Consider the following 25,823-nt stretch of genomic DNA (forward strand, 5'->3'; position numbering starts at 1 on the left):
CGCCCCCGCCGGCCCGGCCCCGCCCGCCCGGCCCGGCCCGGCCCGCCCGCCCGGCCCGTCGCCCATGGGAGAGCGACCGTGGTGCGGGGCGGCTGCTGTCGTGGGGGCCTGCCGAGGGTTGGTGGTGCGGGCGGCCCGGGGCGGGGCGTGACCGGGGCGCGAGGCGGGGCGGCTAGGCTGGCTTACCGTGCTCGTACTCGTGGTGGACAGCTCGACCCCCGCGGTCACCGCGGCGCTGGTGGAGGTCTCGGCAAACGGCGTGGCGTCGCGGGCGCACCGGTGCACGGTCGACGCCCGCGCGCACGGTGAGCTGCTCGCGCCCCAGGTGGATGCGGTCCTCGCCGACGCTGACGCGCGCCCGCGTGACCTGGCCGCCATCGTCGCCGGGCTCGGTCCGGGGCCGTTCACGGGGCTGCGGGTCGGCCTGGTCACCGCCGCGACGATGGGTCAGGTGCTCGGCATCCCCACGTACGGCGTCTGTTCGCTGGATGCCATCGGTTACCCGGCGGCGTCCGGCGCGCCGGTCCTGGCCGCCAGCGACGCCCGGCGCAAGGAGCTCTACTGGGCCGTCTACGACGGCGCCGGTCAGCGGATCGTCGGGCCCGAGGTGTCCGCGCCGGCGGTCGCCGCCGCGCGCGCCCGCGAACTGGGCGCGACGATCGCGGTCGGTGACGGGGCACACCGGTACGCCGAGGTCCTGGACCTGCCCGTTCGGGTCGAGCCGCGCTACCCGGACGCGACAGTGCTGGCGTTGCTCGCCGCCGAGCGGATCCGGGCGGGGGCGTCCAGTGAGCGGCTCACTCCGCTCTACCTGCGTCGCCCCGACGCGGTGGCGGCGACCGGCCGCAAACCGGTCCTGCCATGACCGCGGTACGGCTCGAACCGTTCCGCTGGTGGCACATTGACGACGTGCTGCCGATCGAGGCGGACCTCTTCGGGGCTGAAAAGTGGTCGCCCGCCATGTTCTGGAGCGAGCTCGCCAACGGGCACCACTACCGGGTCGCCGTCGACGCGGACGGGTCGGTGCTCGGCTACGCCGGACTCGCTGGCGTTCCGCCGGACGAGGTGTGGGTGCAGAACATCGCCGTCCGCCGGGACGCCCAGCGGCGCGGCGTGGGCCGTGCCCTGCTGGAGGAGTTGCTCGCCGAGGCGGTCCGGCGCGACGCCCGCAGCACCCTGCTGGAGGTCGCCGTGGACAACGCCGCAGCTCAGCGGCTCTACGCGACGTACGGTTTCGAGCCGATCGGGGTGCGGCGCGGCTACTACCAACCGAGCAACACCGACGCGCTGGTCATGCGGCGCGACGCCGAGCCGACCGGGGACGGACCACACGACCATGGCTGACGAACCACTGATCCTGGGTATCGAAACCTCCTGCGACGAGACCGGTGTCGGCATCGTGCGGGGGCACACCCTGCTGGCCGACGCGCTCGCCTCCAGCGTCGAGGAACACGCCCGGTTCGGGGGTGTGGTGCCGGAGGTGGCCAGCCGGGCACACCTGGAGGCCATCGTGCCGACCATGGACCGGGCACTGACCGAGGCCGGCGTCACGCTGGCCGACATCGACGCGATCGCTGTCACCTCCGGGCCGGGGCTGGCCGGTGCGTTGCTGGTCGGCGTCGCTGCCGCCAAGGGGTACGCGGTCGCCGCCGAGAAACCCATCTACGGCGTCAACCACCTCGCCGCCCACGTCGCGGTGGACACTCTTGAGCACGGCCCACTGCCCGAACCCGCCATCGCGCTCCTGGTGTCCGGCGGTCACTCGTCCCTCCTGCTCGTGGACGACCTGGCCCGGGGTGTCACCCCGCTGGGCGCCACCATCGACGACGCGGCCGGGGAAGCGTTCGACAAGGTCGCCCGGCTGCTCGGGTTGCCGTTCCCGGGTGGTCCGCCCATCGACCGGGAGGCCCGGGCCGGCGATGCCGCCTCGATCGCCTTCCCCCGTGGTCTGACTGCCGCGAAGGATCTCGCAGCCCACCGGTACGACTTCTCGTTCTCGGGCCTGAAGACGGCGGTGGCCCGGTGGGTCGAGGCCCGTCAGCGTGCCGGTGAGCCGGTTCCGGTGGCCGACGTGGCCGCGTCCTTCCAGGAGGCGGTCTGTGACGTCCTGACCAGCAAGGCGCTCGCCGCCTGCCGGGCGCAGGGCATCGAGACCCTTGTCATCGGCGGGGGAGTGGCGGCGAACTCGCGGCTGCGGGCGATGGCCGAGCAGCGAGCCGAGAAGTACGGCATCCGGGTCCGGGTACCCCGGCCGAAGCTGTGCACCGACAACGGCGCGATGGTGGCCGCGCTCGGTTCGCACCTGGTCGCCGCCGGGGTCGCTCCGAGCCGACTGGACCTGCCAGCCGATTCGGCACTGCCGTTGACAACGGTCAGCGTGTGACGGGAGCGGCGGACATGATCGTGCGGATGTGGGAGGCACGCGCCGAGGCGTACGGAGTCGCCGACCTGATCACCTGGGTGTGCGACACCGCCCTGCCCGAGTTGGAGCACGACCCGCTCCACGTATCCAGCGAGGTCTTCTCCTCCACCGACCACCGCGTGGTGGTGATCTCCAAGTGGCGCAGCAGCCCCCGCCCGCTGCCGGACCCGCCAGCGCTGCTGGTGGCCCGCGCCCCGCACTCCTGGGACTTCACCCAGGTAGACCGCTGACGCGAGCCACCATCCAGGCCGCTGCCTGATCGGTCAGCTGCGGCGCAACATCCGGTAGGTGGCGATTCCGCCCGTGCCCAGCGCGGCGAGGAAGACCAGCCAGACGACCGTGCTGCTGACTCCGACCTGCGGGCCGGAGTTGGCGGAGGCGGCGGCCAGGAGCCCGTCCTCACCGGGGGCGGGCAGCGCGGCCGGCGGCAGCTCCGGCCAACGGACCAGGCCGGTGCTCTCCAGCATCTGCATGTGGTGCTGGACGAACGCGTTGGCGTCCTCGCAGAGCTTGCGGACGGTGGCGTCCCGGGTGCTGGCCCGGACCGCGCCGATCACCGGGAAGATCTTGCCGTGGGCCACCCGGAGCCGGGTGACGAAGATCTGGTCGAACCGGGCGCCGGATGCCTTCTGCATCTCGGCCAGCCAGCCCTTCTGCTCGGCGGTCGGCTCGCTGGGGATGGTCGCGCCCAACTTGTTGGCCGCGTCGACCACGAGCTGGTCGAGCTTCTGGTGCTCGTCGGCGATGCCGGCGCCGATCTCCCGAACCTTCGCCGACTGTCCCTTCTCGGCGGCCATCTGGCCGGCTGGCATCTCCCACAGCCCGGCCAGCCGCACCCCGTTGAGCAGTGTCATGTCGGCGGCGTTGAGCTGCTGGCCACCGGCGGGTGCGGCGACGGCCACGCCGGGCAGGACACCGACCCCCGCGATGACCGCGATGAGCAGCATGGCCGCTCGATGGGTCCGGGTGCCCAGTCGGCGATGGGCGGATCTGAGCGGTGCCATGTCTGTGGTGCCTCCTCGGTCCGGACCGGAACGCGTCTGGACCGGGCAGCCGTACCCTGCCGGTTGCCCGTCCGCCCACTGGTACGGACTGATCGCGCGATCAGTTCATCGCGGAGTGACAGGGATCAGCGGGTGACGGCGAGCAAGCCTCCGAGCAGCAGCAGGGTGATCGCCGCGGCGGCGAAGACCATCAGCAACTCCTGACGCCCGCGCCCGACCGGGCCGGCGTCCACGACCGAGTTGGGCAGGGCCGGTAGATCGCGGGTCAGCGCGGCCAGGTCACCGAGGGTGCGCGCCGTCCACACCGCACCGGCGCGATCGGAGAACTCGTCAAGCGTCAGCCGGCCCGCCGCGGTGTGCTGGTGCAGCGCGGCGACCACCCGGTTGCGGTCGTCGTCGGAGGCGCGCAGCTCGACATCCACGCCGGACAGCGTACGCGGATCAGCCCACGTCGAGGGGGTCGGCGAGGAGCCGTTCGAAGGCCAGCTCGGCGGCACCGATCAGGGGCGCGTCCGCACCCAGTTTCGGCGTACGCAGCCGGACGTGCTCCAGGCAGGCGCCGAGCGCGTTGGAGTTGAGTCGGCTGCGGATCTGGGCCGCCGCGGCGAGGTAGAGATCGCGCATCGTGCCGCCGAAGATGACCATCTCGGGGTTGAAGATGTTCACCAGGTTGGCGACCCCGAAGCCGAGCCAGTCGCCGGCCTGGCGGACCGCCGTCTGGGCGCGGGCGTCACCCCGGTCGGCGGCGTCGAAGACGGCCAGCAGCGCATCGCGGCCCCGGGCGTCGGAGCGTCCGGCGGCGCGCAGGAGGCCGTGCTCGCCGATCTCGGTCTCCCAACAGCCCCGGGAGCCGCACTCACAGGGCCTGCCGTCGCGGACCACCTTCATGTGGCCGACCTCGCCGCCGTACCCACCGTGCCCGGTCAGTCGGCGCCCACCGGCGATGATGCCGGCACCCACGCCCACGTCGCCGTACAGGTAGAGGACGTTGTCGCAGCCCGCCGCCACACCTCGTGCGTGCTCGGCGAACGCGGCGACGTCGGCCACGTTGCCCACTGTGATCGGTACGTCGATGCCCAACTCGTCGGCGAGGGCCGCGCCGATCGGCTCGTCCACCCAACCGGTGGTGGGGCCGAGTCGGACCAGGCCGTCGTCCCGGCGGACCATGCCGCAGACCGCGACGCCGGCACCGACGCAGATCGCGTCCGCCGGGACCAGCTGCTGCATCTCCTTGACCGCGCCGGCCAGCAGTGGCGCGGCCTCCGCGGCCAGCAGTCCGCGCGGCCGGTCCAGATCCCGGCGGTCCAGGACCGCGCCACCCAGCCCGACCCGGGCCGCGCGCAGCCGGTCCACCTCCACTGAGTACGCGTACGCGTAGACCCGGGCCGACTCGGGCCGGACGACCAGTGACGGTCGTCCGGCTCGGCCGGTTTCCTTCGGTGCACCTTCGCTGACCAGCCCCACTGCGGACAGGTCGGCGGTGAGCGCGCCGATGGTGCTGCGGTTGAGGCCCAGCGTGGTGGTCAGTTCGGCACGCGTGGTCGCCCCGTGGACGTGCACGTGTCGCAGCAGGGCCCCGAGGTTCTGCCGTCGGACGTCATCCTGGCTCGGTCCTGGGCGCATGCTGGTGCTACCTCCCGCGTGGTCAGCGGGTGCCGGTGGCTGCCGCGCGGCGGCGGGAGAGCGCGTCGACGCTGGCGGCGAGCAGCAGCACGACGCCCGTGACCACGTACTTGACTCCAGCGGTGTACCCCATCAGGCCCATTCCGTTTTCGATGACCGCGACCACCGCGCCGCCGAGGACGGCGTCGAGGACGCGGCCCTTGCCACCGAAGAGGCTGGTGCCGCCGATCACCGCCGCGCCGACCGCGTAGAGCAGTACGTTACTGCCCCCGGTGTTCGGGTCGACCGAGTTGGCCCGGCTGGCCGCCACGATGCCACCGATGGCGGCCATGGACGAGCAGATCACGAACACGGAGATCCGGATCCGGTCGACTCCGATGCCGGCCCGGCGGGCCGCTTCCCGGTTGCCGCCCACGGCGTAGATGTGCCGGCCGTAGCTGGTGCGCTGTAGTACGAACGTCCAGACGACAAGCAGCACCGCGATGATCGGCACCACGATCGGCACACCCTTGAGCGAGACGATGAGGACGTTACGGCTGCGCTCCAGGTTGAGCACGTACACAGCCGCTCCGAGGATGACGGCGAGCCCGCCGATCCGTAGCGCCACCACCGCGAGCGGGTCGGTGATCAGACCGCGGGCCGCCCGGTTGCGGTGGCGCAGCAGTTGCACCGCCGCGTAGCCGACGACCGCGAGGGCGGTCAGCGCCCAGCCCAACGTGGGGCCGAGGTTGCGGTTGGCGATGGCGACCAGCACGTCGTCGCGGACGGAGATGTTGGTGCCATCCTTGACGAGCAGCAGCACGACGCCCTGGAAGGCGAGGAAGCCGGCGAGGGTGACCACGAAGGACGGAATGCCGATCTTCGCGACGAGCATGCCGAGCGTGGTGCCGATGACCACGCCGGTGGCGACAGCGGCGAGCACGGCGACCCACCAGGGGTAGCCGAGCACTGTGACGACATTGGCCAGCACCGCCGCGCAGACGCCGCTGGCGAAGCCGGCGGACAGGTCGATCTCGCCGAGCAGCAGCACGAAGACCAGGCCCATCGCGATCAGCGTGACCGCCGCGCCTTGGGTGAAGAGGTTGGCGAAGTTTCCGGCCGACAGGAACGACGACGGCCGCATGATCGCGAAGACGGTGCAGAGCACGATCAGGCCGAGTACGGCTGGTAGTGCGCCAACGTCGCCACCGCGTACCCGACTCAGGTAGTTGCGGACATGGCCCCCGATGGTCGGCGTCGGTGTGACGGCGGCGGGGCCGTCCTTCCGCACGGCGGTGGTGGTCATCGGACGCCTCCTGAGGTCGAGTCGGCCGGCTGCGGGCCGTCGCCGTTGCTGCCCGGGTCGGTGGCGAGGCCGAGCCCGCCCGAGCGCCCGGCGGTGATCAGCTCGACCACCTGGGCGTGGGTGATGTCGGTGGTCTTCACCTGGGCGACCATCTGGCCGAGGTACAGCGCGGCGATCCGGTCGGAGACGGCGAAGACGTCGTTCATGTTGTGCGAGATGAGCACCACGGCCAGGCCGTTGTCGGCGAGGCGGCGAACCAGTTCGAGCACCTGGGCGGTCTGTGCCACGCCGAGTGCCGCAGTTGGCTCGTCCAGGATGACCAGCTTGCTGTTCCACAGCACCGCCTTGGCGATGGCCACGGTCTGGCGCTGGCCACCGGAGAGGCTGGACACGTGCTGACGCAGCGAGGTGACGGTGCGGATGGAGAGCCCCGCCAGGGTCTCGGCGGCGAGTTGTTCCATTGTCGGCTCGTCGAGGACGATGCCGCTGCGCCTCTCCCGGCCGAGGAACATGTTCTGCACGATGTCCAGGTTGTCGCAGAGCGCGAGGTCCTGGTAGACGACCTCGATGCCGAGCGTGGCGGCGTCGCGGGGGCTGCCGATGTGCACCGGTTCACCGTTGAACAGGAACTCGCCAGCGTCGGTGGGGTGGATGCCGCTGATGCACTTCACCAGGGTCGACTTGCCGGCGCCGTTGTCGCCGACCAGTGCGGTCACTTCGCCCGGGTGGACGGTCAGGGCGACGTCGCGGAGCACCTGGACGGGACCGAAGCTCTTGTCGATCCCGCGGAGTTCCAGCAGGGGGGTCGCGGACACGGGGGTCTCCTTCTTAAGGGAGGGTCGGGGCCCGTCCGGCGGGCGCCGCCCGGCACGGGAGGGTGCTCCCGTGCCGGGCGGCGATGGTCGTTCCGGCGGGTACTGCGGCGTCGGTCAGCTGATGCCGGCTTCGGCGCAGAACTTGGCGTAGGCCGCGGTGCAGACCTGCTCCTTGGTCGCGTAGCCGTCGGCGATGACGTCCTTGACGTTGTCCTTGTAGATGGCCTTCGGGGTGAGCAGCACCGAGGGGACGTCGCGGTCGCCGTCCTTCACCGTCTGGCCGGTGTCCTTCTTCTCGCCCTTGGCCAGCGCGATGGCCAGGTCCGCGGCGGCCTTGGCCTCTTCCCGGACCGCCTTGTAGACGGTCACGCACTGGTCACCGGCGAGGATGTTCTGCAGGCCCTCCACGCTGGCGTCCTGGCCGGTCACCGGCACCTTGCCGTTGAGCTTGTTCTTCTTCAGGATCGAGATGGCGGCGTTGCCGAGAGTGTCGTTGGCGGCCAGCACGCCGTCGATCTTGCCCTTGGTCGCGGTGAGCTGCTGCTCGAAGATGGTCGCGGCGGTGGGGCCGTCCCAGCCCGGCACGGCGTCGTCCGGGCCCTTGGTGTATTCCTTGGAGTCGAACTTCGGCTTGAGCACCGAGTCGTAGCCGGCCTTGAACAGGGTGGCGTTGTTGTCGGTGGGGGAGCCGTTCAGGTACGCCACGACGGGGTTCTTGGCGCCCTTCTCGGTCAGGCACTTGGCCAGACCCTCGCCCTGGAGCTTGCCGACGGTCTCGTTGTCGAAGCTGACGTAGTACTGGGCGGAGCCGCCGAGGGTGAGCCGGTCGTAGTCGATGGTGGCGACGCCCTGCGACTTGGCCTTGTCGAGCACGGCCTTGCCGGTGCCGGAGTCCAGGTTGACGATCATCAGGGCGGTGACGCCACTGGTGATCATCTGGTCGGCGATGGTCTGGAAGGCACTCTTGTCGTTCTGGGCGTTCTGGATGTCGTACTGGACGCCGGCAGCCTTGAACGCCTCCTCCAGGAAGCGACGGTCCGCCGTCTCCCAGCGGGGGGAGGACTTGCTATCCGGAAGGATCACGCCGATCTTGGGAGTCTTTTTGGAGTCGGCCGAGCCGTTGCCGGAGTCGTCGCTACAGGCGGTCAACCCGCCGGTCGTCAGCAGGCCCACGGCGGCGATGGTGAGGATCCCCTTACGCATGTGCAGGGTCCTTTCGGGGTGGGGGAGGTGTTGTTTTGTTGTGTCCGGCAACGTATTTCGCGTCACACCGGCTCCACAAGACCGCGCAGGTGCATAGTTTGTTGGGAGCGATAACAATTCAGCAACGCGACTGTTACTCCCTGGGTATCCCACGGGGGACTCGACGTAACGACTGTCGTCAGTGGGTCTGCAACGGCGCGGTGCGGGCGTCGGTCAGCGCCACCAGATCCGCCGCGGCCAGTTCGAGTTGCAGACCACGCCGACCAGCCGAGACGTAGATCGTCGGGAGATCCAGCGCGGATTCGTCCAGCACCGTGGGCAACCGTCGACGCTGCCCGAGCGGGCTGATCCCACCGCGTACGTAACCGGTGGCCCGCTCGGCGACCGCCCGGTCGGCCAACGCCGCCCGTTTGCCGCCGACCGCCGCCGCGAGCGCCTTGAGATCCAGCTCGCCGGTGACCGGGACGACCGCCACTGTGAGCGCGCCGTCGACCTCGGTCACCAGAGACTTGAACACGCGCTCCGGTGCCACGCCGAGCGCCACCGCCACCAACGCGCCGTAGTTCGGGGCGTCCGGCGCCACCCGGTAGGGATGGGTGCGATGCGCGATGCCGCGCTTGACCAAGAGTGCCGTCGCCGGCGTGCCCTGTCCCGCCACAGCGACGACGCTAGTCGACAGGCCGACCGATCAGCACCGTCGGTGCGCCGTCGACCCGGGTGAGCACCAGGCTCGCCGCCGCGTCCCCGGCCAGCCGCAGGTCTCGCCGGAGCTGCTCCGGGGTGAGCGCCGAACCCCGCTTGAGGATCTCCACCCGGCCCACCCGTCGGTCGCGCAGCAGTGCCCGCAGGCGCTTGAGCGAGAACGGCAGCACGTCGGTGATCTCCAGACAGCGCGCGTACGGCGTGCGAACCGGCTCGTCGGCGTAGAGGTAGGCGATGCTGGGATCGCCCAGGGTGGCGTCCAGTTCGGTGGCCAGTTCGGCCACGAGGTGCGCGCGTACCACCGCCGGGTCCGGGTCGTACAGGTAGCGACGCGGCGGCCCGACCGGCGCCTCGACGGCACCCGAGCCGGTGAGCTCGTGGCGGTACGCCTCGGTGCCCCGCTGACGGTAGAGGGTGGCGCGGCGGGGCACCTCCGCCAGCTCGCCGCACCAGAGCGCGGCCTCGACCAGGTCGCCGTCCACGCCGACCCACTCGGCCTCCGCGCCCGCCGGAATGAGCGCGTGGTCCAGGCCCGGCGCCACCTTCACCACTGTGCGCGGCACCCGCTCGGCCAGCCCGGTGACGAAGTCCCACGGCGGCGAGTAGGCGCGCGGGTCGAAGATCCGCCGCCCGGTGCCGGTGGTGCGGCGGGCCGGATCGCAGAAGACCCCGTCGACCCGTGACACGTCGAACCCGGTCGCGTCGCCGCACTCGACAGTGAACAGCTCGGCCAGCCCGGCCGCCTCGGCGTTGGCGGCGGCCATCGCCGCGGTCACCGGGTCGGCCTCCACCCCGTACACCCGGATGCCGGCGCGGGCGGCGGCCAGCGCGTCGGCTCCGAGCCCGCACCCGAGGTCGGCCAGGGTGCGCACGCCGGCCGCGTACAACCGGGCGGCCCGACGGTCGGCGACCACCCGGCGGGTGGCCTGCTCCAGGCCGGGACGGGTGAGGAACATCCCAGCGGCGGCCGAGCCGAACTTGCCCACCGCCCGGTGGCGCAGCTCGGCCTGGGTCAGTGCCGCCGCGGCCAACGTTGGCGGCACCCCGGTCGCGCGCAGCGCCGACGCCGCGACCAGTGGATCACCGCCGGCCAGGTCGGCCGCCGCCGTGAGCGCGGCCGACCCCTCAGGGGTACGCAGCGCCGCCAGCTGATCGAGATCCACCCGGCCATTGTCCCGGCCGACTCGGAAATCCTGGCTGGCGGGGCGCGACTCGCTGGCACTCTCCTTGACGGAGTGCTAGCCACGGAATAACCTGCGATTAGCACTCTCACCCTGAGGGTGCCAGCTTCCGGGTCTCGCGACCCGGGTGCGCACGCCAGGCGGACCGGCACCCGCGACGACGGTCCCGCCCGGTGGCATGAGGCAGATTGACGCTGGTTGGCCCCGCCGACCAGCAACGAAACCAGTACCCCAGGAGGGTATGCCCGTGACTACCGCGACCAAGGTTGCGATCAAGCCGCTCGAGGACCGCATCGTGGTCCAGGCGAATGAGGCTGAGACCACCACTGCGTCGGGCATCGTGATCCCCGACACCGCCAAGGAGAAGCCGCAGGAGGGCACCGTCCTCGCTGTGGGCCCGGGGCGCGTCGACGACAACGGCAACCGGGTTCCGGTTGACGTTCAGGTCGGCGACACCGTTCTCTACTCGAAGTACGGCGGCACCGAGGTCAAGTACGCCGGCGAGGAGTACCTGGTGCTCTCCGCCCGCGACGTCCTCGCGGTCATCGAGAAGTAAGCAACCGATCAGTGACATTGCCCCGGTCCGGCTCGCCGGGCCGGGGCAATGGCGCTTCGAAGGGACATATATGGCGAAGATCCTGAGCTTCTCGGACGACGCCCGGCACCTGCTGGAGCACGGTGTCAACGCCCTCGCCGACACGGTCAAGGTCACCCTCGGCCCGCGCGGGCGCAACGTCGTCCTGGACAAGAAATTCGGTGCGCCGACGATCACCAACGATGGTGTGACCATCGCCAAGGAGATCGAGCTCACCAACCCGTACGAGAACCTTGGCGCGCAGCTGGTCAAGGAGGTGGCGACCAAGACCAACGACGTCGCCGGCGACGGGACCACCACCGCGACCGTGCTGGCCCAGGCGATGGTTCGCGAGGGTCTGCGCAACGTGACCGCCGGGACCAACCCGGCCGGCCTCAAGCGGGGCATCGACGCGGCGGCCACCAAGGTCTCCGAGGCGCTGCTCGGCCGTGCCGCCGAGGTCACCAGCAAGGAGTCGATCGCGAACGTGGCGACGATCTCCGCGCAGGACTCCACGATCGGCGATCTGATCGCCGAGGCGATGGAGCGCGTCGGACGCGACGGTGTCATCACCGTCGAGGAAGGCTCGATGCTCACCACCGAACTGGACGTGACCGAGGGTCTCCAGTTCGACAAGGGCTTCATCTCGCCGAACTTCGTTACCGACCTGGAGGGTCAGGAGTCCGTCCTTGAGGACGCGTACATCCTGGTCACCACCCAGAAGATCTCGGCGATCGAGGAGCTGCTGCCGCTGCTGGAGAAGGTCCTGCAGAACAGCAAGCCCCTGCTGATCATCGCCGAGGACGTGGACGGCCAGGCGCTCTCCACCCTGGTGGTCAACTCGCTGCGCAAGACCCTCAAGGTCTGCGCGGTCAAGGCCCCGGGCTTCGGTGACCGGCGCAAGGCGATGCTCCAGGACATCGCGATCTCCACGGGCGCCGAGCTGGTCGCCCCGGAGCTGGGCTACAAGCTCGACCAGGTCGGCCTGGAGGTGCTCGGCACCGCCCGGCGCGTCGTGGTCGACAAGGAGAACACCACGATCGTCGACGGCGGTGGCCAGAAGGCCGACGTCGCCGACCGGGTGAACCAGATCCGCAAGGAGATCGAGGCCTCCGACTCCGACTGGGACCGGGAGAAGCTGGCCGAGCGGCTGGCGAAGCTCTCCGGTGGCATCGCCGTCATCAAGGCTGGCGCGGCGACCGAGGTCGAGATGAAGGAGCGCAAGCACCGCATCGAGGACGCCATCGCGGCGACCAAGGCTGCGGTCGAGGAGGGCACCGTGCCCGGCGGCGGCGCCGCCCTGGTGCAGATCCTCTCGGTGCTCGACGACGACCTGGGCTTCACCGGTGACGAGAAGGTCGGCGTCTCGGTCGTGCGCAAGGCGCTCGTCGAGCCGCTGCGCTGGATCGCCCAGAACGCCGGTCACGACGGCTACGTCGTGACGCAGAAGGTCGCCGACCTCAAGTGGGGCAACGGCCTCGACGCCGCCAAGGGCGAGTACGTCGACCTGGTCAAGGCCGGCATCATCGACCCGGTGAAGGTGACCCGCAACGCGGTCACCAACGCCGCATCGATCGCCGGTCTGCTGCTCACCACGGAGAGCCTCGTGGTGGAGAAGCCGGAGCAGGCCGAGCCGGCCGCCGGCGGCGGGCACGGCCACGGTCACGGCCACCAGCACGGCCCGGGCTTCTGATCCGGTAGCGACACCCGTTCCGGGGCGCACCGCCGTACGGCGGTGCGCCCCGGCTCGTTCTCGCGGGCTGGTAGGTCATTACCGAACGCTGACGTTGTTGGCGACCGGCCGAGATGATCGCGCACACTGGGCCGATGAGCACCACGTCACGGCGGTACGCCGCGTTGGCCGGGATCACCGCCGCCGCCGTCGCGATCGGGATAGCCGAACCGGTCGCGGTGTTGACCGGTCCCCGGTCGGCGCCCCTGGTCGCGGTCGGCGGGGTCATCGTCGACGCCGTCCCCGAGTCGCTGAAGCAACTCGCCATCGACCTCTTCGGCACCGCCGACAAGATCGCGCTGCTGGTCGGCACAGCCGTGTTGCTGGGAGGCTTCGCCGCGCTCTTCGGCGTACTGGCGGTCCGCCGCTTGGCACTCGGCCTGGCCGGCATTGCCGCGTTCGGCGCCATCGGCGTGGCCGCCGCGCTGACCCGCTCCGGCGCTGACCTCGCCGACGCGCTGCCGTCCCTGGTCGGCGCCGGTCTCGGCGCCCTGGTGCTCTGGCTGTTCATCGGCGGACCGTTCGAGCTGGACCCCTGGACATGGTCACCACCCACGCCGCCGGCTGGCCCGGTGTCCTCCGCTGGTCCGGTGTCGCCGGCTGGCGCGGTGTCGCCCGGCGAGTCGGTGCCGGTGCCCCCGGCAGGGCCGGTGCCTGTGACTCCCGCCGGGGCGACGGCGGCGGTCGAACCGGTCGGGCCTGCCGAAGTGGACCCGGAGTCGCGGCGCCGTTTCCTCACCGGCAGCGGGGTGCTGCTCGGCACGGCCGTGGTGGCCGGTCTGGGTGGGCGGTGGCTGGCGGGGCGGCGCGGCGTGTCCGCAGCCCGCGACGCGATCCGCCTGCCCGCGCCGGTCGCCCCCGCACCGGCCGTACCGGCGGGCGCGGACCTCTCGCTGACGCAGCTCGCGCCGTACGTCACCCCGAACTTCGGGTTCTACCGGATCGACACCGCGCTGGTGGTGCCCCAGGTCGACCCGGACACCTGGCGGCTGCGGATCCACGGAAGGGTCGGCAGGGAACGCACCTACAGCTACGCGGATCTGCTGGCCCGACCGCTGGTCGAGCGATACGTCACGCTGGCCTGCGTCTCCAACGAGGTGGGCGGGGACCTGATCGGCAATGCCCTGTGGCTCGGCGTACCCCTGCGGGAACTGCTGGACGAGGTCGAGCCGGACGACGACGCCGACCAGGTCGTCGGCCGGTCGGTCGACGGCTGGACCTGCGGCACCCCCACCGCCGCGCTGCGCGACGGACGGGACGCGCTGCTGGCCGTCGGGATGAACGGCGAGCCGCTGCCGGTCGAGCACGGCTTCCCGGTCCGAGTGGTGGTGCCGGGCCTCTACGGCTACGTGTCGGCCTGCAAATGGGTGACTGAACTGGAGCTGACCCGGTTCGCCGACTTCGACGCGTACTGGGTGCCGCGCGGCTGGTCCGCCCAGGGGCCGATCAAGACCCAGTCCCGGATCGACACGCCCCGCGGTCGTAACCGGCTGACCACCGGCCCGGTCACCGTCGCCGGTGTGGCCTGGGCGCAGCACCGAGGCATCCGCCGAGTCGAGGTACGCGTCGATGACGGCCCGTGGCAGGAAGCCGCGCTGGCCCCGACCGTGTCGGTGGACACCTGGGTGCAGTGGTCCTGGCGGTGGGACGCCACACCGGGCGAGCACCGGCTCCAGGTCCGCGCGACCGACGCGACCGGTGAAACCCAGACCGAACGTACGCAGGACGTCGTCCCGGACGGCGCCACCGGCTGGCACACGATCACCGTTACCGTCCGCTGATCCACGGTGTGGCGTCGCCGCCCGGACTGGGTCCGTGACGAGTGCCCGCGACGTGCTCTGCGCGTTGGTGGGCTGTGCAGGCGACCTGCCTTGCGGTGCTGGTGGGCTGCGCTCGCCACGTGCTCCGCAGTCGGCGGGCGGTGTTTGTGGCCGGCTCTGCGGGTGGACGGACGCTGTCCGTGACCTGCTCTGGGGTCGGCGGGCGGTCCGGGACCTGGTCTGTGGGTGGGCGGGCGGTGTCCGGCGACCCGCCTTGCTGTCCGGCGACCCGCCTTGCCGGTTCCAGCGGCTCGCCTTTGGGTCGGCAGGCCGGCCGGTTGACCGGTTGATGGGTGCTACCCCAGGCCGTGCATGCAGACCTTGGACACTTTCCGTTAGCGCCGGACGGAAAGTGTCCAAGATCTGCGGACTCAGAGCGCAGAAATGCCGCTGGCCGGCACCCCGGGTTGCGGGTGCCGGCCAGCGGTCGGTGTCGTGCCGTGGCCTTGCCGTGCGGTGCGGTTCTGCGGCAGTGCTGTGGTGTGGCGCGGGTCAGCTGTTCCAGTGCTGGGCGACCAGGTCGGTGGCCTGCTGCTCCCACTGGGCGTAGGCGTCCGGGTACGCCGAGACCTGCACGGTCTGCGCGGCGTCGGTCAGCGGCATGTCCTGCCAGCCGTCAACCTGCTTCAAGCCCTTGAGGAACGCGGTCGTCGAGTACTCCGGGTTCGTGATCTGCTCCGGCGTACCCCAACCCGAGCTGGGGCGCTGCTGGAACAGGCCCAGCGAGTCGTGGTCGTTCATGTCGCCCAGGTGGCCCAGGTTCTCCAGCTTCGACTCCTGCAGGCTCGTCGCGATCGAGATGACCGCGGCCCGCTCCGGGAGACCGGCCTTCTTCGTGGCGGCGATGATCGCCTTGACGTTGGCGGTCTGCTCATCGTTGAGGCTGATGTGGGACTGCTCGCCCTGCGGCTTCGGCGCCGCCGACTGCACGGCAACGGCGACGGGCTTGGCATCGACCGGGTTGGCGTGGGCGGCGATCGGGCCGGCGAACACACCACCGGCGAACGCGAGACCAGCAACAGACAGCATGCTCTTACGGAAGATCGTGTTCATGGGGGTAGCTCCTTCGGGGGTAGGAAACACCCGACCGCAGGGGGGCGGCGGCAGGGTGTGAGCACCTCGTCCGGCGCTGCACAAACAAAGGGGAAAAGTCTGGGGGGCGACGCCTACGGTGACTCGGCGTCTACGGCGACCGGCGAGCGGGGGCTCGTGGCACCGGGTCCATGTGTAACGACCCGGGGGCCGGGGTCATTCCGGGTGGCCCACCCCCGTCGGCACCCTCATCAAGGCCGGTGCCTGCGGTCGTTCGTGGGGACTGCAACCACCGGGCGCGGGCTGGCATTCCAACCTGCGCGACCAGCCCCCAGGGGTCGGGCGGCGGGTCGGTGGTACTGCGATCGTCAGGGTATGTAACGACCCCGACCCGGCCATGATTCCGGCCCACGAGTGCATTCGGTCACCGGACAAAAGGCTGCGTACCTCGCAGCAGCCTAGACCCTGCGCCCAGCCCGAATGCCCCAGACCGGACAAACCGCCCGCAGCGTCTCCTCTGCCTGCCCTCGGACCCATCTCTCGGCTTGATCCACTCGGGGTCATTGAAAACGGGGTGTCCGGGCCGGCGGGATGTCCCGACATCAAGGAACCCGTGTTGATCACGGTCTTGTCCGCGGCGGGCGACGGGGCCTGGCCGTTCGGAACCGCATGAACGGCACGAAACCGCGCCCCCTGGGCAGGGGGCGCGGTTTCGGATGTTGCGGACGTCTCGGGTCAGGCGACGTTGCGTTGGGCCGGAACTGTCGACTTGTGCGGGCGGCCCAGGCGGGCTTCCAGCCGTGCGACGTCGACCCGGGCGTGCCGGCGGTCTGCCAGGTCCTCCCAGCCGACGGCGAGCAGTCGCAGGCGCTCCGACTCGCTGAAGCCGCCCCACACGCCGTACGGCTCGCGTACGGACAGGGCGTGCGCGGCGCACTCGGCGCGAACCGGGCAGGCGCGGCAGACCGACTTGGCGGCGGACTCGCGACGCAACCGGGAGGAACCACGCTCACCGTCGGGGTGGAAGAACTGGGCGCTGTCGCGCCCTCGGCAGGCACCGAGTCGCTGCCAGTCCCAGAGATCGACGATGGGTCCGGGCAGTCTACGTACGTTCGACATCAGCACCCCTCCTCCCGCGCGGCTCCGCGAGAATCCTTATGGCCGGCGTCCGGGCGGCGGGCCGCGCAGGCGCACCGTTCCCGGCCTGGATCTCCCGGTACCCGGGCTGTCGCCAACTCACACGTGTGTGATCGAAAACGTCCGGGAAATTGCGGCTTTTGCCCCATCTGTCGGAAAAGTTCGAAGGATTGCCGGGAACCCCCTCCCCAGCCGACCGCGTCATGGTCTGCTCGTTGGCGGAGAGGAGACCACAGTGCGTACCGTTCTTGTGTGCGTTCGGACACCACTCGCGGCCCAGCACCTTACTTCTGCTGCCGCGCGGCTGGGGTTGTCCGCGATCGTTCGTACCGCCGTCTCTGATCCCGAGGTGATGCTGCGGCTGGCCGAGCGACCGGCCGACGTGGTCCTGGCCGACACGGCCCTCACCCGGCCGGACAGCGCCGGCTTCGTCCGCCGGGTGTTGGCGCGTGCGCCGCAGGCGGCGGTGCTGCTGCTCGGCACTGAGGAGTCCGAGGCCGCGGCGGCCACCATCAACGCCGGCGCCCGGGGGCTCATCCAGAATGTCGACCATGACCTGACCAGCGCGGTGGCGAAGGCGCTACTGCTGCTCACCGCGCCTGGCCGGGCCTCCCGCCAGCGGATCACCGATCCGGCCCGCGATGCGGCGGCGGTGGTTGGTTCCGGCCGCTCCGGGCCGTCGCCGCGCGGTTCCGGTGAGCCCGGTTGGGCGGCCGCAGCCGCCGACGGGCCGGCCGGGGTGGCGTCGGTGCCGGTGCAGCGGGGCGACGACGAGGCGGAGGCGGGGACCGGCGAGTCGCCGGCGCAGACCGACCCGGGCCGTCCCGCCCCGAACGCCCGACCCAGTCGGGCGTCGATCGGCCTCACCGAGCGTGAGCTTCAGGTGCTGCTCGGCATGGCCGAGGGCAAGAGCAACGCGGAGATCGGCCGGGAGTTGTTCGTCTCGGAGGACACCGTCAAGACGCACGCCCGCCGGTTGTTCCGCAAGCTTGGTGCCCGGGACCGGGCGCACGCGGTGGCGGCGGGGTTCCGCGCCGGTCTGGTGGCCTGACAAACGCGCCGCGCCGCCGCAGGGCACGCCCGCGCAGCCGGGGTACGCCGCGCGGCAGCGGAGCATCCGCCGGGGTTAGCGGGAGCAGGCCAGGCGAGAGCAGGGGTACGCCGCGCAGCTGCGCGGTGGTGTCACTTGGTGGCGGTCGGGGCGCCCGGCTCGTCCTCGGTGCCCTCGGACAGGGTGTCGTGCACCCCGTCCGCGTACCCCCGGGCGTAGTCCCAGGTCACGTAGTGGTCCGGGTCCGGGTCGTAGGCGGGTTCGTGCACCCGGGGGCGGCCCGAGTTGAGCAGGTGCCGCAGGTTGCCGCGCAGCAGGTCCCAGTCGAAGTAGTGCGGCTCGCGACAGTCCTCGCATTCGATCACCAGCCCGCGAACCCCGATCGGGGCCAGCAGGGCCTGGTAAATCTCCAGGTCAGCGAGGTCTTCCAGCACATCCTGCCGCTCGACGTCGGTCAGCGGATCCGGCGTCGCGTCATCGCCCGGGTCATCCAGACCCGCAGTCGGATCGGCCGGGTCGCCATTGAACGGGTCGATGGGCTCGTCGTGCACCCCCTCACCGTAGACCCAACGCGGTGCGAACGTCCGCCCCCCGGCCTCCGCGCCGGCCCGGCCTGCCACGGACGGGTCGCCCAGCTCACTGGGTACGATGAGGCGACGTGCCGGCATCGTGGCGCGCTCCGGTGCCCGCCCGCGCCACCTCGCTGAAGCCCATCCGAGCAGCTCAGGGGAGCAATCGTGGAAAATTCGCCCAGCACCGATCTTCCGGCCGGCGTCGAGCACGCCGACCTGGGCGGCCACCTGCCCGAGCTGCCGGCCGGCTCCGCCCGGGTGGTTCCGCTCGGCCTCACCTTCGACGACGTGCTGCTCCAGCCGGGCGAGTCGGACGTGGTGCCCAGCCGGGTCAACACCCGGACGAAGCTCACCCGCAACATCGAGTTGTCCATTCCGCTGCTGTCCAGCGCGATGGACACGGTGACCGAGGCCCGGATGGCGATCGCCATGGCCCGCCAGGGCGGCATCGGCGTGTTGCACCGCAACCTCTCCCTGGAGGACCAGGCCCTCCAGGTCGACCTGGTGAAGCGCTCCGAGTCCGGCATGATCACCAACCCGGTGACCGCCAGCCCGGACGACACGCTGCGCGAGGTCGACGAGCTGTGTGGGCGTTACCGCATCTCCGGCGTTCCGGTGGTGGACGGCGACGGCCAGCTGGTCGGCATCGTCACCAACCGGGACATGCGCTTCGTCTCCGAGCCGAACACTCCGGTTCGCGAGATCATGACCCACACCCCGCTGGTCACCGCGCGGGTCGGGGTGAGCAAGGACGACGCCCTGGCGCTGCTGCGTCAGCACAAGGTCGAGAAGCTGCCGATCGTCGACGACTCGGGCCGGCTGCGTGGCCTGATCACCGTCAAGGACTTCACCAAGAGCGAGCAGTACCCGGACGCCAGCAAGGACGACGCCGGCCGGCTGCGGGTCGCCGCCGCCATCGGTGTGGGCGAGGACGCGTACAAGCGGGCCCGTGCCCTGGTCGACGCGGGCGTCGACGTGCTGATCGTGGACACCGCGCACGGTCACCAGCGGGCCGTGCTGGACATGGTCCGCCGGCTCAAGGCCGACGTGACGGTCGACATTATGGGCGGCAACGTGGCCACGTACGCCGGCGCGAAGGCGCTTGTCGACGCCGGCGCCGACGGCGTCAAGGTGGGCGTGGGGCCGGGCGCGATCTGCACCACCCGAATTGTCGCCGGGGTCGGCGTGCCGCAGGTGACCGCGATCATGGAGGCTGCCCGGGCCGCCCGTCCGGCCGGCGTGCCGGTGATCGGCGACGGCGGCATCCAGTACTCCGGCGACATCGCCAAGGCCCTGGTGGCCGGCGCCGACACGGTGATGCTCGGTAGCCTGCTGGCGGGCTGCGAGGAGAGCCCCGGCGAGTTGATCTTCGTCAATGGCAAGCAGTTCAAGACGTACCGCGGGATGGGGTCGCTCGGCGCGATGCAGTCCCGGGGTCAGGCCAAGTCGTACAGCAAGGACCGTTACTTCCAGCAGGACGTGCTCAGCGACGACAAGCTGGTCCCCGAGGGCGTGGAGGGTCAGGTGCCCTACCGGGGGCCGCTGTCCCGGGTCGCCCACCAGCTGGTCGGCGGGCTGCGGCTGGCCATGGGGTACGCCGGTGCGGAGAACATCCCCGATCTGCACCGCCGGGGCCAGCTCATCCGGATCACCGCGGCTGGTCTGAAGGAGAGCCACCCGCACGACATCCAGATGACCGTCGAGGCGCCCAACTACCACACCCGCTGATCCAACACCCCCAACCACCTGGAGTCCCCCATGCGTGACGTGGTCGAGATCGGGCTGGGCAAGACCGCGCAGCGCGGCTACCACCTGGACGACATCGCCATCGTGCCGAGCCGCCGTACCCGGGACGTCGACGACGTCTCGACGTCCTGGCAGCTCGACGCGTACCCGTTCGGCATTCCGTGCGTCGGCCACCCCTCCGACGCCACCATGAGCCCGGCCTCGGCGGTGCGGCTCGGTCAGCTCGGCGGCCTCGGCGTGCTCAACGTCGAGGGGCTCTGGACCCGCTACGAGAACCCGACCAAGGTGCTGGACGAGCTGGCCGGCCTCGACGAGGAGGCCCGCGCCACCAAGCGGCTCCAGGAGGTGTACGCCGAGCCGATCCGCCCGGACCTGATCGCGGAGCGGGTCCGCGAGCTGCGCGCCGGTGGCAGCACGGTGGCGGTGCGGGTCTCCCCGCAGCACACCCTCGCGCTGGCGCCGGTGATCCTGGACGCCGGAGTGGACATCCTGGTCATCCAGGGCACCATCGTCTCGGCCGAGCACGTGTCGACCACCGATGAGCCGCTGAACCTCAAGGAGTTCATCGCCGACCTCGACCTGCCGGTGATCGTCGGTGGCTGCACCGACTACAAGACGGCGCTGCACCTGATGCGTACCGGCGCGGCCGGCGTGATCGTGGGCATCGGTGGCGACGAGTGGTCGACCACCGAGTCGGTGCTGGGCATCCGGGTGCCGATGGCCACCGCGATCGCCGACGCCGCGGCGGCCCGCCGTGACTACCTGGACGAGACCGGCGGCCGGTACGTGCACCTGATCGCCGACGGTGACATCCAGACCTCGGGCGACATCGCCAAGGCGCTCGGCTGCGGCGCGGACGCGGTGATGCTCGGTGAGCCGCTGTCGCTCTGCGACGAGGCCCCCGCCGGTGGTGCCTGGTGGCACTCGGCGGCGAGCCACCCGTCGCTGCCCCGGGGTGCCTTCGAGGTCTCCGGTGAGCCGCTCGGGTCGATGGAGCAGCTGCTCTTCGGGCCGGCCGACGAGGCCGACGGCCAGCTCAACCTGTTCGGTGGGCTGCGTCGGGCGATGGCCAAGTGTGGCTACCGTGACCTGAAGGAGTTCCAGAAGGTCGGTCTGGTCCTCGACCGCTGACCGATCCGTCAGACGCCGGAAGGCCGGCCCCGCAACACTGCGGGGCCGGCCTCCGTCGTACCGGGGGTGTCAGCCCTCGGTGAACTCGACCCAGTTCAGGTTGGCGAGGCCGCTGGTCGGGCCGCCGGGTACGGCGGTGAAGACCAGGTAGAGCCGGTGCGCTCCGGCGGGCTGGTCCACCGGCACGGTGGTGCTGGTGAAGGCGGAGTTGCCCGTGGTTGCGTTCAGCGCCGCCGTGGCGACGACCGGACCGGTCGGCGAGTCAAGTCGTAGCTCCACCCCGGCTCGGGGGGTGCCGGCGGTGGCCGCCGAGCCTCCCGAGTGCCGCAGCGTCACGGTGGACACCCCGCCCAGGTTGATCGGGTCGAAGGCGACGTGGTCGCCCGGGTCGATGCCGCTGACATGCTGGCCGCCGCCGGTGTCGCCGGTGGTCGCCACCTCCACACCCTGCCTCACCTGGGCGTTTTCGGCCTGCTGACGAGGGGTCTGGATGATCGCCTGGCCGACCGTGGTGAGTGCGGCCTGGCCGCCACCGCCGAGGTCGGTGTAGGAGGCGCTTATCCCGCCGTACAGGTAGCCACCGGCGTGGTCGCCGCCGTCTGCGGGGGTGGCGAGGATGCCGGTGCAGCCGGTCGTGGAGCTGTCCGGGTGGCCGTGGCTGTCGTGGCCGAGGACGAAGGTGACTGTCACCCGTGCGCAGTCCACCGGCCCGTCCTCCGGGTCGGTCACCGTGACGGTGAACGGCACGGTCTCGCCCCAGGTGAAGAAGCTGCCGGAAACCGGGGAGGTGACGGTCACCGTGGGCGCGGTGTTGCCGACCACGATCTCCTTGGTGAGGACCGCCGTCTTCCCGCTGGAGTCGGTCACCGTCAGCTTCGCGGTGTACGTCCCGTTGGCGGAGTAGGTGAACGACGGGTTGGGGTCGGCCGAGTCGACGGTGCCGTCGCTGGTGAAGTCCCAGGCGTACGAGATGGACTCGCCCGGGTCGGGGTCGTAGCTGCCCGCTGAGGAGAACCGCACGGTCAGCGGCGCGGTTCCCGACGTCGGGGTGGCGTCGAGTTTCGCCACCGGAGACCGCTTGCCCTTGACGTACCGGATCACGGACAGCTGTGCGTCCGGGTTGGCGCGGAAGAAGCCGTCGCCGTACTCCAGCAGGTAGAGAGAGCCGTCGGGCCCGAACTCCATGTCCATCGGGTTGTCGAAGACGACGCCCGGCAGGAACTGCTCGACGCCGGTCAGGGTGCCCCGGCCGTCGGTGCGCATCATGAACATCTTGTCTCGGGTGAACTCACCGAACACCACCGCGTTCTGGTAGTACTCGGGGAACTTCACCTCTGACGTCGACGCTGGATCGTACGAGTAGATCGGGCCGCCCATCGGGCCGACGCCGCCGGTGCCGATCACCGGCCACTTGAAGTCGCAGCCGGCCGCCGGGGTCTCCAGGTACGACCCGGCACACGGGGTACGCGCGTCGAACGTGTACCAGAACTGCGGCTGCTCAACCTTCGGCAGGACCCGCAGCCCGGTGTTACGCGGTGAGTCGTTGACCGGGGCGCCGCAGTTGAACGGGGCTCCCGAGGTGCGGGCCACGAAGTCGAAGTCGATGTACGGCAGGCTCGGTGAGTAGCAGTAGGGCCAGCCGTAGTTGCCGGCCTTGTTGGTGGCGAACCAACGGCCGGTGCCGTCGGGTCCCCGGGCGGCGTTGGGGACGCGGGAGTCCGGCGAGTAGTCGCCGACGTAGACCATGCCCTTGGCGTCCACGTCGTACCGGAAGGGGTTGCGCAACCCCATCAGGAAGATCTCCGGCCGGGTCTTCCCGGCGGTGTCGTTCTCCTCGGGGAAGAGGTTGCCGTTGGGGACGGTGTACGTGCCGTTGGCCCGCACCTTGATTCGCAGCAGCTTCCCGCGCAGGTCGTTCGTGTTGGCGGCAGAGCGCTGCGCGTCGTAGCCGGGGCCCTGGGTGGGTGACTCGTTGATCGGGGTGTAGCCGTCGGAGCCACCAGCGTTGGTGTCGTCCCCGGTGATCAGGTAAAGCAGACCTCTGCCGTCGAACTTGATCTCGCCGGCGACGTGGCAGCAGATGCCGCGGTCCACGTCCACCCGGAGGATCTGCTGCTCGGTGCTCATGTCCAGGTGCGGGGTGGGGGAGTCCACCAGCTTCACCCGGGAGAGCTGGTTGTAGCCCTTGAACTTGTTCCACACGGTGGGGTCGGTGGAGGTGGCGGGAGCGTCGCCCTCGTTGACTCCGGGAGTGGCCGGGTCGTCGACCGGGGTGTTCAGCCTCGGCGCGTAGTAGATGTAGACCCACTTGTTGGTCGCGAAATCCGGATCGATGGCCACCGATTGGAGGCCGTCCTCGTCGTGCTGGTACACGTTCACTGTGGTGATCACCGGGCTGGCGCCGGTGGCCGGGTCGTAGAGCCGCACCTCACCGCCCCGGGTGTTGTGCAGCACCCGGCCGTCGGGGAGCACGGCCAGCGACATGGGCTCGCCCGGGTCGTCGTTGAGGGTGACCTTCTCGTAGTTGCCGAGCACCGTGGCGCCGCAGTCGCCCTCGACCACGCCGGCGGACCACTGGATACCGCCGAGCAGATGCTCGCGGAACCTCGCCGAGCGGTACGTCTCGATGCTGTGCCCGAGCCCGGTGTAGAAGGAGCGGCCACCCTGGTGGTCCTTGCACCAGGTGACCGGGTGGTCGTATCCCATCGCGCCACCGGCGTAGGTCTTCTCGTCGACAGTGGCCAGCACGTGCGCGGTGCCCCGGACGTTGCGGCTGAAGTTGTACCACTCCTCGGTGAGAGTGAGCGTGCGAGGCAACGTCTCGGTGGCCGGGTGGGCCCGGTCGGCCACGTCCACCACGCCACGGACGGCCGGTGAGGCGCCGGCGACCTTCGCGCCGACCAGGTCCTGGTAGAAGGCCCAGTCCGGCTCGGTCTCGGCCGCCGCGTGCACGCCCACGTAACCGCCACCAGCCTTGACGTACGCCTCGAAGGCGGCTTCCTGGCTGGCGTTGAGCACGTCGCCGGTGGTGTTGAGGAAGACGACAGCACGGTACTTCGCCAGCTCGGTGGCGGTGAAGACGGCGGCGTCCCGGCTCACCGTGACGGTGAAGTCATTCGCCTGGGCCAGTTGCCGGATGGTCTCGACGCCGTCGGGAATGGACGCGCGACGCTCACCGGCGGTCTTGGTGAAGACCAGCACCCGGTAGGTCTGCGGGGCACGTGCGGTCGACCGCAGCGCGGCTGGTCCGTTCTCCGCCACGGTCGGCGTGGTCGGGGCCACGTCGTCTGTCGGTGCGGCGGTCGCGGGGACGGCGGAGGTGAGGGGGATGGTGAGGATCAGTCCAGCGGCGACGGCGAACCATCGTCGTCCGGTCGGTCGGGGCATCGGTTCCTCCGGTGGTCGGCAGACGCGCGGCATCCCCAGCCCGTGGAGGGCCGGCAGCACGTCTGCGTGGGGGATGGACCGGGCGCGTCCCGTCGCCGTACGGGAGGCGCGGGGTGAAGGGGCCGGTGTCGATCGGTCCCGTCACCGAGAGCCGGCGTGGTGGCCGGCGGAGGGGGAGCGACCGGTGTCCGCCGGACACCGGTCGCGCCGGGGGATCACTTGTCGACGTAGATGGTCAGGTCGGACATGTTGCGGTAGCTGGTCGCCGCGAAGTCCAGCGACTGCCCCTTGTTGTCCGCGCCGCCGGGGGCGGTGTCCATCTCCCAGTTGGCGTGGTGGAAGTTGCGCTCGCCGATGGTCTGGAAGAACTGCTGGAAGTTGAGGTCGCCGTCGCCCAGCGGGGTCATCTGGTAACCGTTGGGAACGCTGGTGTCCCGGTCGCCGTCCTTGGCGTGGAAGAGCGGGAACCGGGTGGTCCGGTCGGCCACGGTGAGGATCGGGTCGAACAGGTCGGTCACCTCCTGGCCGGCCGGGTTTACGTACTTCTGGTGCTTGTAGCGGGCCACGTAGGCCCAGTAGATGTCCAGCTCGAAGAAGACGTACCGCGGGTCGGTGATCTCGAAGAAGTACTCCAGTCGGCGGATGCCGGAGGACCGGGTCTGCCGGCCCTGGGCGTCGCGCGGGCCCCGGTCGATCAGGAAGTTGTACGCGGCGTCGTGGTTGTGCGTGTAGAGCCGCATGCCCCGGGCTCGGGCCTGCCGGCCCAGCTCGTTCCAGATGTCCGCGGCGGCGTCCCACTCGGCCTTGTACGCGCTGCTGGTCGGGTCGCTGCCGGTGCCGATGTTCTTCATGCCGAGTTCCTCGGCGATGTCCAACTGCTGCTGGAAGGTGGCCGGCTGGATCGAGGCGTGGGTGCCGTTGGCAACCAGACCGTTGTCGTCGAGGATCTTGCGGATCTCGGCGGGGGTGATCTGCCGACCCAGGATCTCGGTGCTCTGGGTGTAGCCGGCGAACTCGATCTCCTTGTAGCCGATTTCGGCGAGTCGAGCGAGGACGCGTTCGAAGCCGTACGGCACCCCGCTGTCGTCGGGCGCGGCGGTGATCCGGTCGCGGACGCTGTAGAGGATGATGCCGCGGTTCTTGGCCGGGATCAGCGGCTCGACCCGCAGCTTGCTCGCGTTGCCGGGGTTGGCGAGCGCCGGGGTGCCGGTGGCGAGGACGGGTAGGCCGGCCGCGCCGATCGCGGCGGCGGCCCCGGCGGAGGCGGCGAGCAGGGACCGGCGGCTGAGCCGGCCGGTGGGGGTGGCGTCGGGGGCGGTGTGGTCTGGCATGGTTCCACCTTTCGCGACGGCGGTTGCCGTCGATGACGATCAGCAGAGGGCGACGAGATCCGGTCGCGGGGCGCC

Annotated in this window: 23 protein-coding genes; 10 read left to right on the top strand and 13 right to left on the bottom strand. The window is 70.8% G+C overall.

The window, feature by feature from the left end:
- Nucleotides 1-187: 187 nt before the first annotated feature.
- Genes tsaB through FB453_RS08730 form a run of 4 tightly spaced genes read left to right on the top strand, consistent with a single transcriptional unit; the run spans nt 188 to nt 2,652 of the window.
- Nucleotides 188-865 carry a tRNA (adenosine(37)-N6)-threonylcarbamoyltransferase complex dimerization subunit type 1 TsaB gene (tsaB, locus tag FB453_RS08715; RefSeq protein WP_145789030.1) on the top strand — a complete coding sequence of 226 codons (678 nt, stop codon included), beginning with the start codon at nt 188-190 and terminating at the stop codon, nt 863-865.
- On the top strand, nt 862-1,344 hold the full coding sequence (rimI, locus tag FB453_RS08720) for a ribosomal protein S18-alanine N-acetyltransferase (protein ID WP_112621757.1): 483 nt from the start codon (nt 862-864) through the stop codon (nt 1,342-1,344). The genes tsaB and rimI overlap by 4 nt, the downstream gene beginning before the upstream one ends.
- The gene (gene tsaD / locus FB453_RS08725) at nt 1,337-2,383 is read left to right on the top strand and encodes a tRNA (adenosine(37)-N6)-threonylcarbamoyltransferase complex transferase subunit TsaD (RefSeq protein ID WP_091402289.1); all 1,047 of its coding nucleotides are present in this window, start codon (nt 1,337-1,339) and stop codon (nt 2,381-2,383) included. Before rimI ends, tsaD begins: the two co-directional genes overlap by 8 nt.
- Nucleotides 2,384-2,397: 14 nt before the next feature.
- Nucleotides 2,398-2,652 (top strand): hypothetical protein, encoded by a 255-nt coding sequence (locus FB453_RS08730; RefSeq protein ID WP_039906914.1) that lies wholly within the window; start codon nt 2,398-2,400, stop codon nt 2,650-2,652.
- A 33-nt stretch (nt 2,653-2,685) separates the two neighbouring features.
- Here FB453_RS08730 and FB453_RS08735 read toward each other — a convergent pair whose 3' ends face one another.
- The 8 genes from FB453_RS08735 to FB453_RS08770 all read right to left on the bottom strand — a co-directional run bounded on the left by FB453_RS08735 (nt 2,686) and on the right by FB453_RS08770 (nt 10,217).
- Nucleotides 2,686-3,426, bottom strand: coding sequence for a DUF4142 domain-containing protein (locus FB453_RS08735; protein WP_112586485.1), 741 nt, complete (start codon nt 3,424-3,426; stop codon nt 2,686-2,688).
- A 125-nt stretch (nt 3,427-3,551) separates the two neighbouring features.
- On the bottom strand, nt 3,552-3,848 hold the full coding sequence (locus tag FB453_RS08740; RefSeq protein ID WP_145789032.1) for a DUF1707 SHOCT-like domain-containing protein: 297 nt from the start codon (nt 3,846-3,848) through the stop codon (nt 3,552-3,554).
- Between the two features lie 19 nt (nt 3,849-3,867).
- Complete coding sequence (locus FB453_RS08745; protein ID WP_145789034.1) at nt 3,868-5,049, bottom strand: ROK family protein; 1,182 nt, start codon at nt 5,047-5,049, stop codon at nt 3,868-3,870.
- 22 nt (nt 5,050-5,071) lie between these two features.
- On the bottom strand, nt 5,072-6,334 hold the full coding sequence (locus tag FB453_RS08750; RefSeq protein ID WP_145789036.1) for an ABC transporter permease subunit: 1,263 nt from the start codon (nt 6,332-6,334) through the stop codon (nt 5,072-5,074).
- On the bottom strand, nt 6,331-7,149 hold the full coding sequence (locus FB453_RS08755) for an ATP-binding cassette domain-containing protein (RefSeq protein WP_091402279.1): 819 nt from the start codon (nt 7,147-7,149) through the stop codon (nt 6,331-6,333). Before FB453_RS08755 ends, FB453_RS08750 begins: the two co-directional genes overlap by 4 nt.
- 114 nt (nt 7,150-7,263) lie before the next feature.
- On the bottom strand, nt 7,264-8,352 hold the full coding sequence (locus FB453_RS08760; RefSeq protein ID WP_145789038.1) for a substrate-binding domain-containing protein: 1,089 nt from the start codon (nt 8,350-8,352) through the stop codon (nt 7,264-7,266).
- A gap of 178 nt (nt 8,353-8,530) precedes the next feature.
- Nucleotides 8,531-9,010, bottom strand: a complete 480-nt coding sequence (ybaK, locus tag FB453_RS08765) for a Cys-tRNA(Pro) deacylase (protein WP_130404593.1) — start codon at nt 9,008-9,010, stop codon at nt 8,531-8,533.
- Nucleotides 9,011-9,020: 10 nt separating this feature from the next.
- On the bottom strand, nt 9,021-10,217 hold the full coding sequence (locus tag FB453_RS08770; RefSeq protein ID WP_145789040.1) for a THUMP-like domain-containing protein: 1,197 nt from the start codon (nt 10,215-10,217) through the stop codon (nt 9,021-9,023).
- A 259-nt stretch (nt 10,218-10,476) separates the two neighbouring features.
- Here FB453_RS08770 and groES point away from each other — a divergent pair, with 259 nt between their 5' ends.
- From groES to FB453_RS08785, 3 genes are all read left to right on the top strand, one after another.
- A complete protein-coding gene (gene groES / locus FB453_RS08775; RefSeq protein ID WP_030330046.1) occupies nt 10,477-10,791 on the top strand; it encodes a co-chaperone GroES in 315 nt (104 codons plus the stop codon).
- A gap of 70 nt (nt 10,792-10,861) precedes the next feature.
- Entirely contained in the window at nt 10,862-12,502 is a 1,641-nt protein-coding gene (groL, locus tag FB453_RS08780) for a chaperonin GroEL (protein WP_145789041.1), read from the top strand.
- A 134-nt stretch (nt 12,503-12,636) separates the two neighbouring features.
- Nucleotides 12,637-14,322: a molybdopterin-dependent oxidoreductase gene (locus FB453_RS08785; RefSeq protein ID WP_145789043.1), complete on the top strand. Its 1,686-nt coding sequence runs from the start codon at nt 12,637-12,639 to the stop codon at nt 14,320-14,322.
- 531 nt (nt 14,323-14,853) lie between these two features.
- Here FB453_RS08785 and FB453_RS08790 read toward each other — a convergent pair.
- Both FB453_RS08790 and FB453_RS08795 read right to left on the bottom strand, forming a co-directional pair.
- Nucleotides 14,854-15,414, bottom strand: a complete 561-nt coding sequence (locus FB453_RS08790; RefSeq protein WP_112724828.1) for a hypothetical protein — start codon at nt 15,412-15,414, stop codon at nt 14,854-14,856.
- Between the two features lie 714 nt (nt 15,415-16,128).
- The gene (locus FB453_RS08795) at nt 16,129-16,512 is read right to left on the bottom strand and encodes a WhiB family transcriptional regulator (protein WP_091406539.1); all 384 of its coding nucleotides are present in this window, start codon (nt 16,510-16,512) and stop codon (nt 16,129-16,131) included.
- Between the two features lie 253 nt (nt 16,513-16,765).
- On the opposite strand from FB453_RS08795, the gene FB453_RS08800 reads away from it, so the two are divergent.
- On the top strand, nt 16,766-17,581 hold the full coding sequence (locus FB453_RS08800) for a response regulator transcription factor (RefSeq protein WP_145789045.1): 816 nt from the start codon (nt 16,766-16,768) through the stop codon (nt 17,579-17,581).
- 131 nt (nt 17,582-17,712) lie between these two features.
- On the opposite strand, the gene FB453_RS08805 is transcribed toward FB453_RS08800, so the two are convergent.
- Nucleotides 17,713-18,132 (bottom strand): DUF5319 domain-containing protein, encoded by a 420-nt coding sequence (locus tag FB453_RS08805; protein ID WP_030337860.1) that lies wholly within the window; start codon nt 18,130-18,132, stop codon nt 17,713-17,715.
- Nucleotides 18,133-18,318: 186 nt separating this feature from the next.
- Between FB453_RS08805 and guaB the strand changes: the two genes are divergently transcribed.
- The gene (gene guaB, locus FB453_RS08810) at nt 18,319-19,881 is read left to right on the top strand and encodes an IMP dehydrogenase (RefSeq protein WP_091406429.1); all 1,563 of its coding nucleotides are present in this window, start codon (nt 18,319-18,321) and stop codon (nt 19,879-19,881) included.
- A 30-nt stretch (nt 19,882-19,911) separates the two neighbouring features.
- Nucleotides 19,912-21,030 carry a GuaB3 family IMP dehydrogenase-related protein gene (locus FB453_RS08815; protein WP_112589254.1) on the top strand — a complete coding sequence of 373 codons (1,119 nt, stop codon included), beginning with the start codon at nt 19,912-19,914 and terminating at the stop codon, nt 21,028-21,030.
- 69 nt (nt 21,031-21,099) lie between these two features.
- On the opposite strand, the gene FB453_RS08820 is transcribed toward FB453_RS08815, so the two are convergent.
- Together FB453_RS08820 and FB453_RS08825 are read right to left on the bottom strand one after the other, a co-directional pair.
- Complete coding sequence (locus FB453_RS08820) at nt 21,100-24,417, bottom strand: ThuA domain-containing protein (protein ID WP_186718167.1); 3,318 nt, start codon at nt 24,415-24,417, stop codon at nt 21,100-21,102.
- Between the two features lie 215 nt (nt 24,418-24,632).
- A complete protein-coding gene (locus FB453_RS08825) occupies nt 24,633-25,748 on the bottom strand; it encodes a sugar phosphate isomerase/epimerase family protein (RefSeq protein ID WP_145789049.1) in 1,116 nt (371 codons plus the stop codon).
- Nucleotides 25,749-25,823: the final 75 nt, after the last annotated feature.

The sequence above is a fragment of the Micromonospora sp. CNZ322 genome (assembly GCF_007827755.1).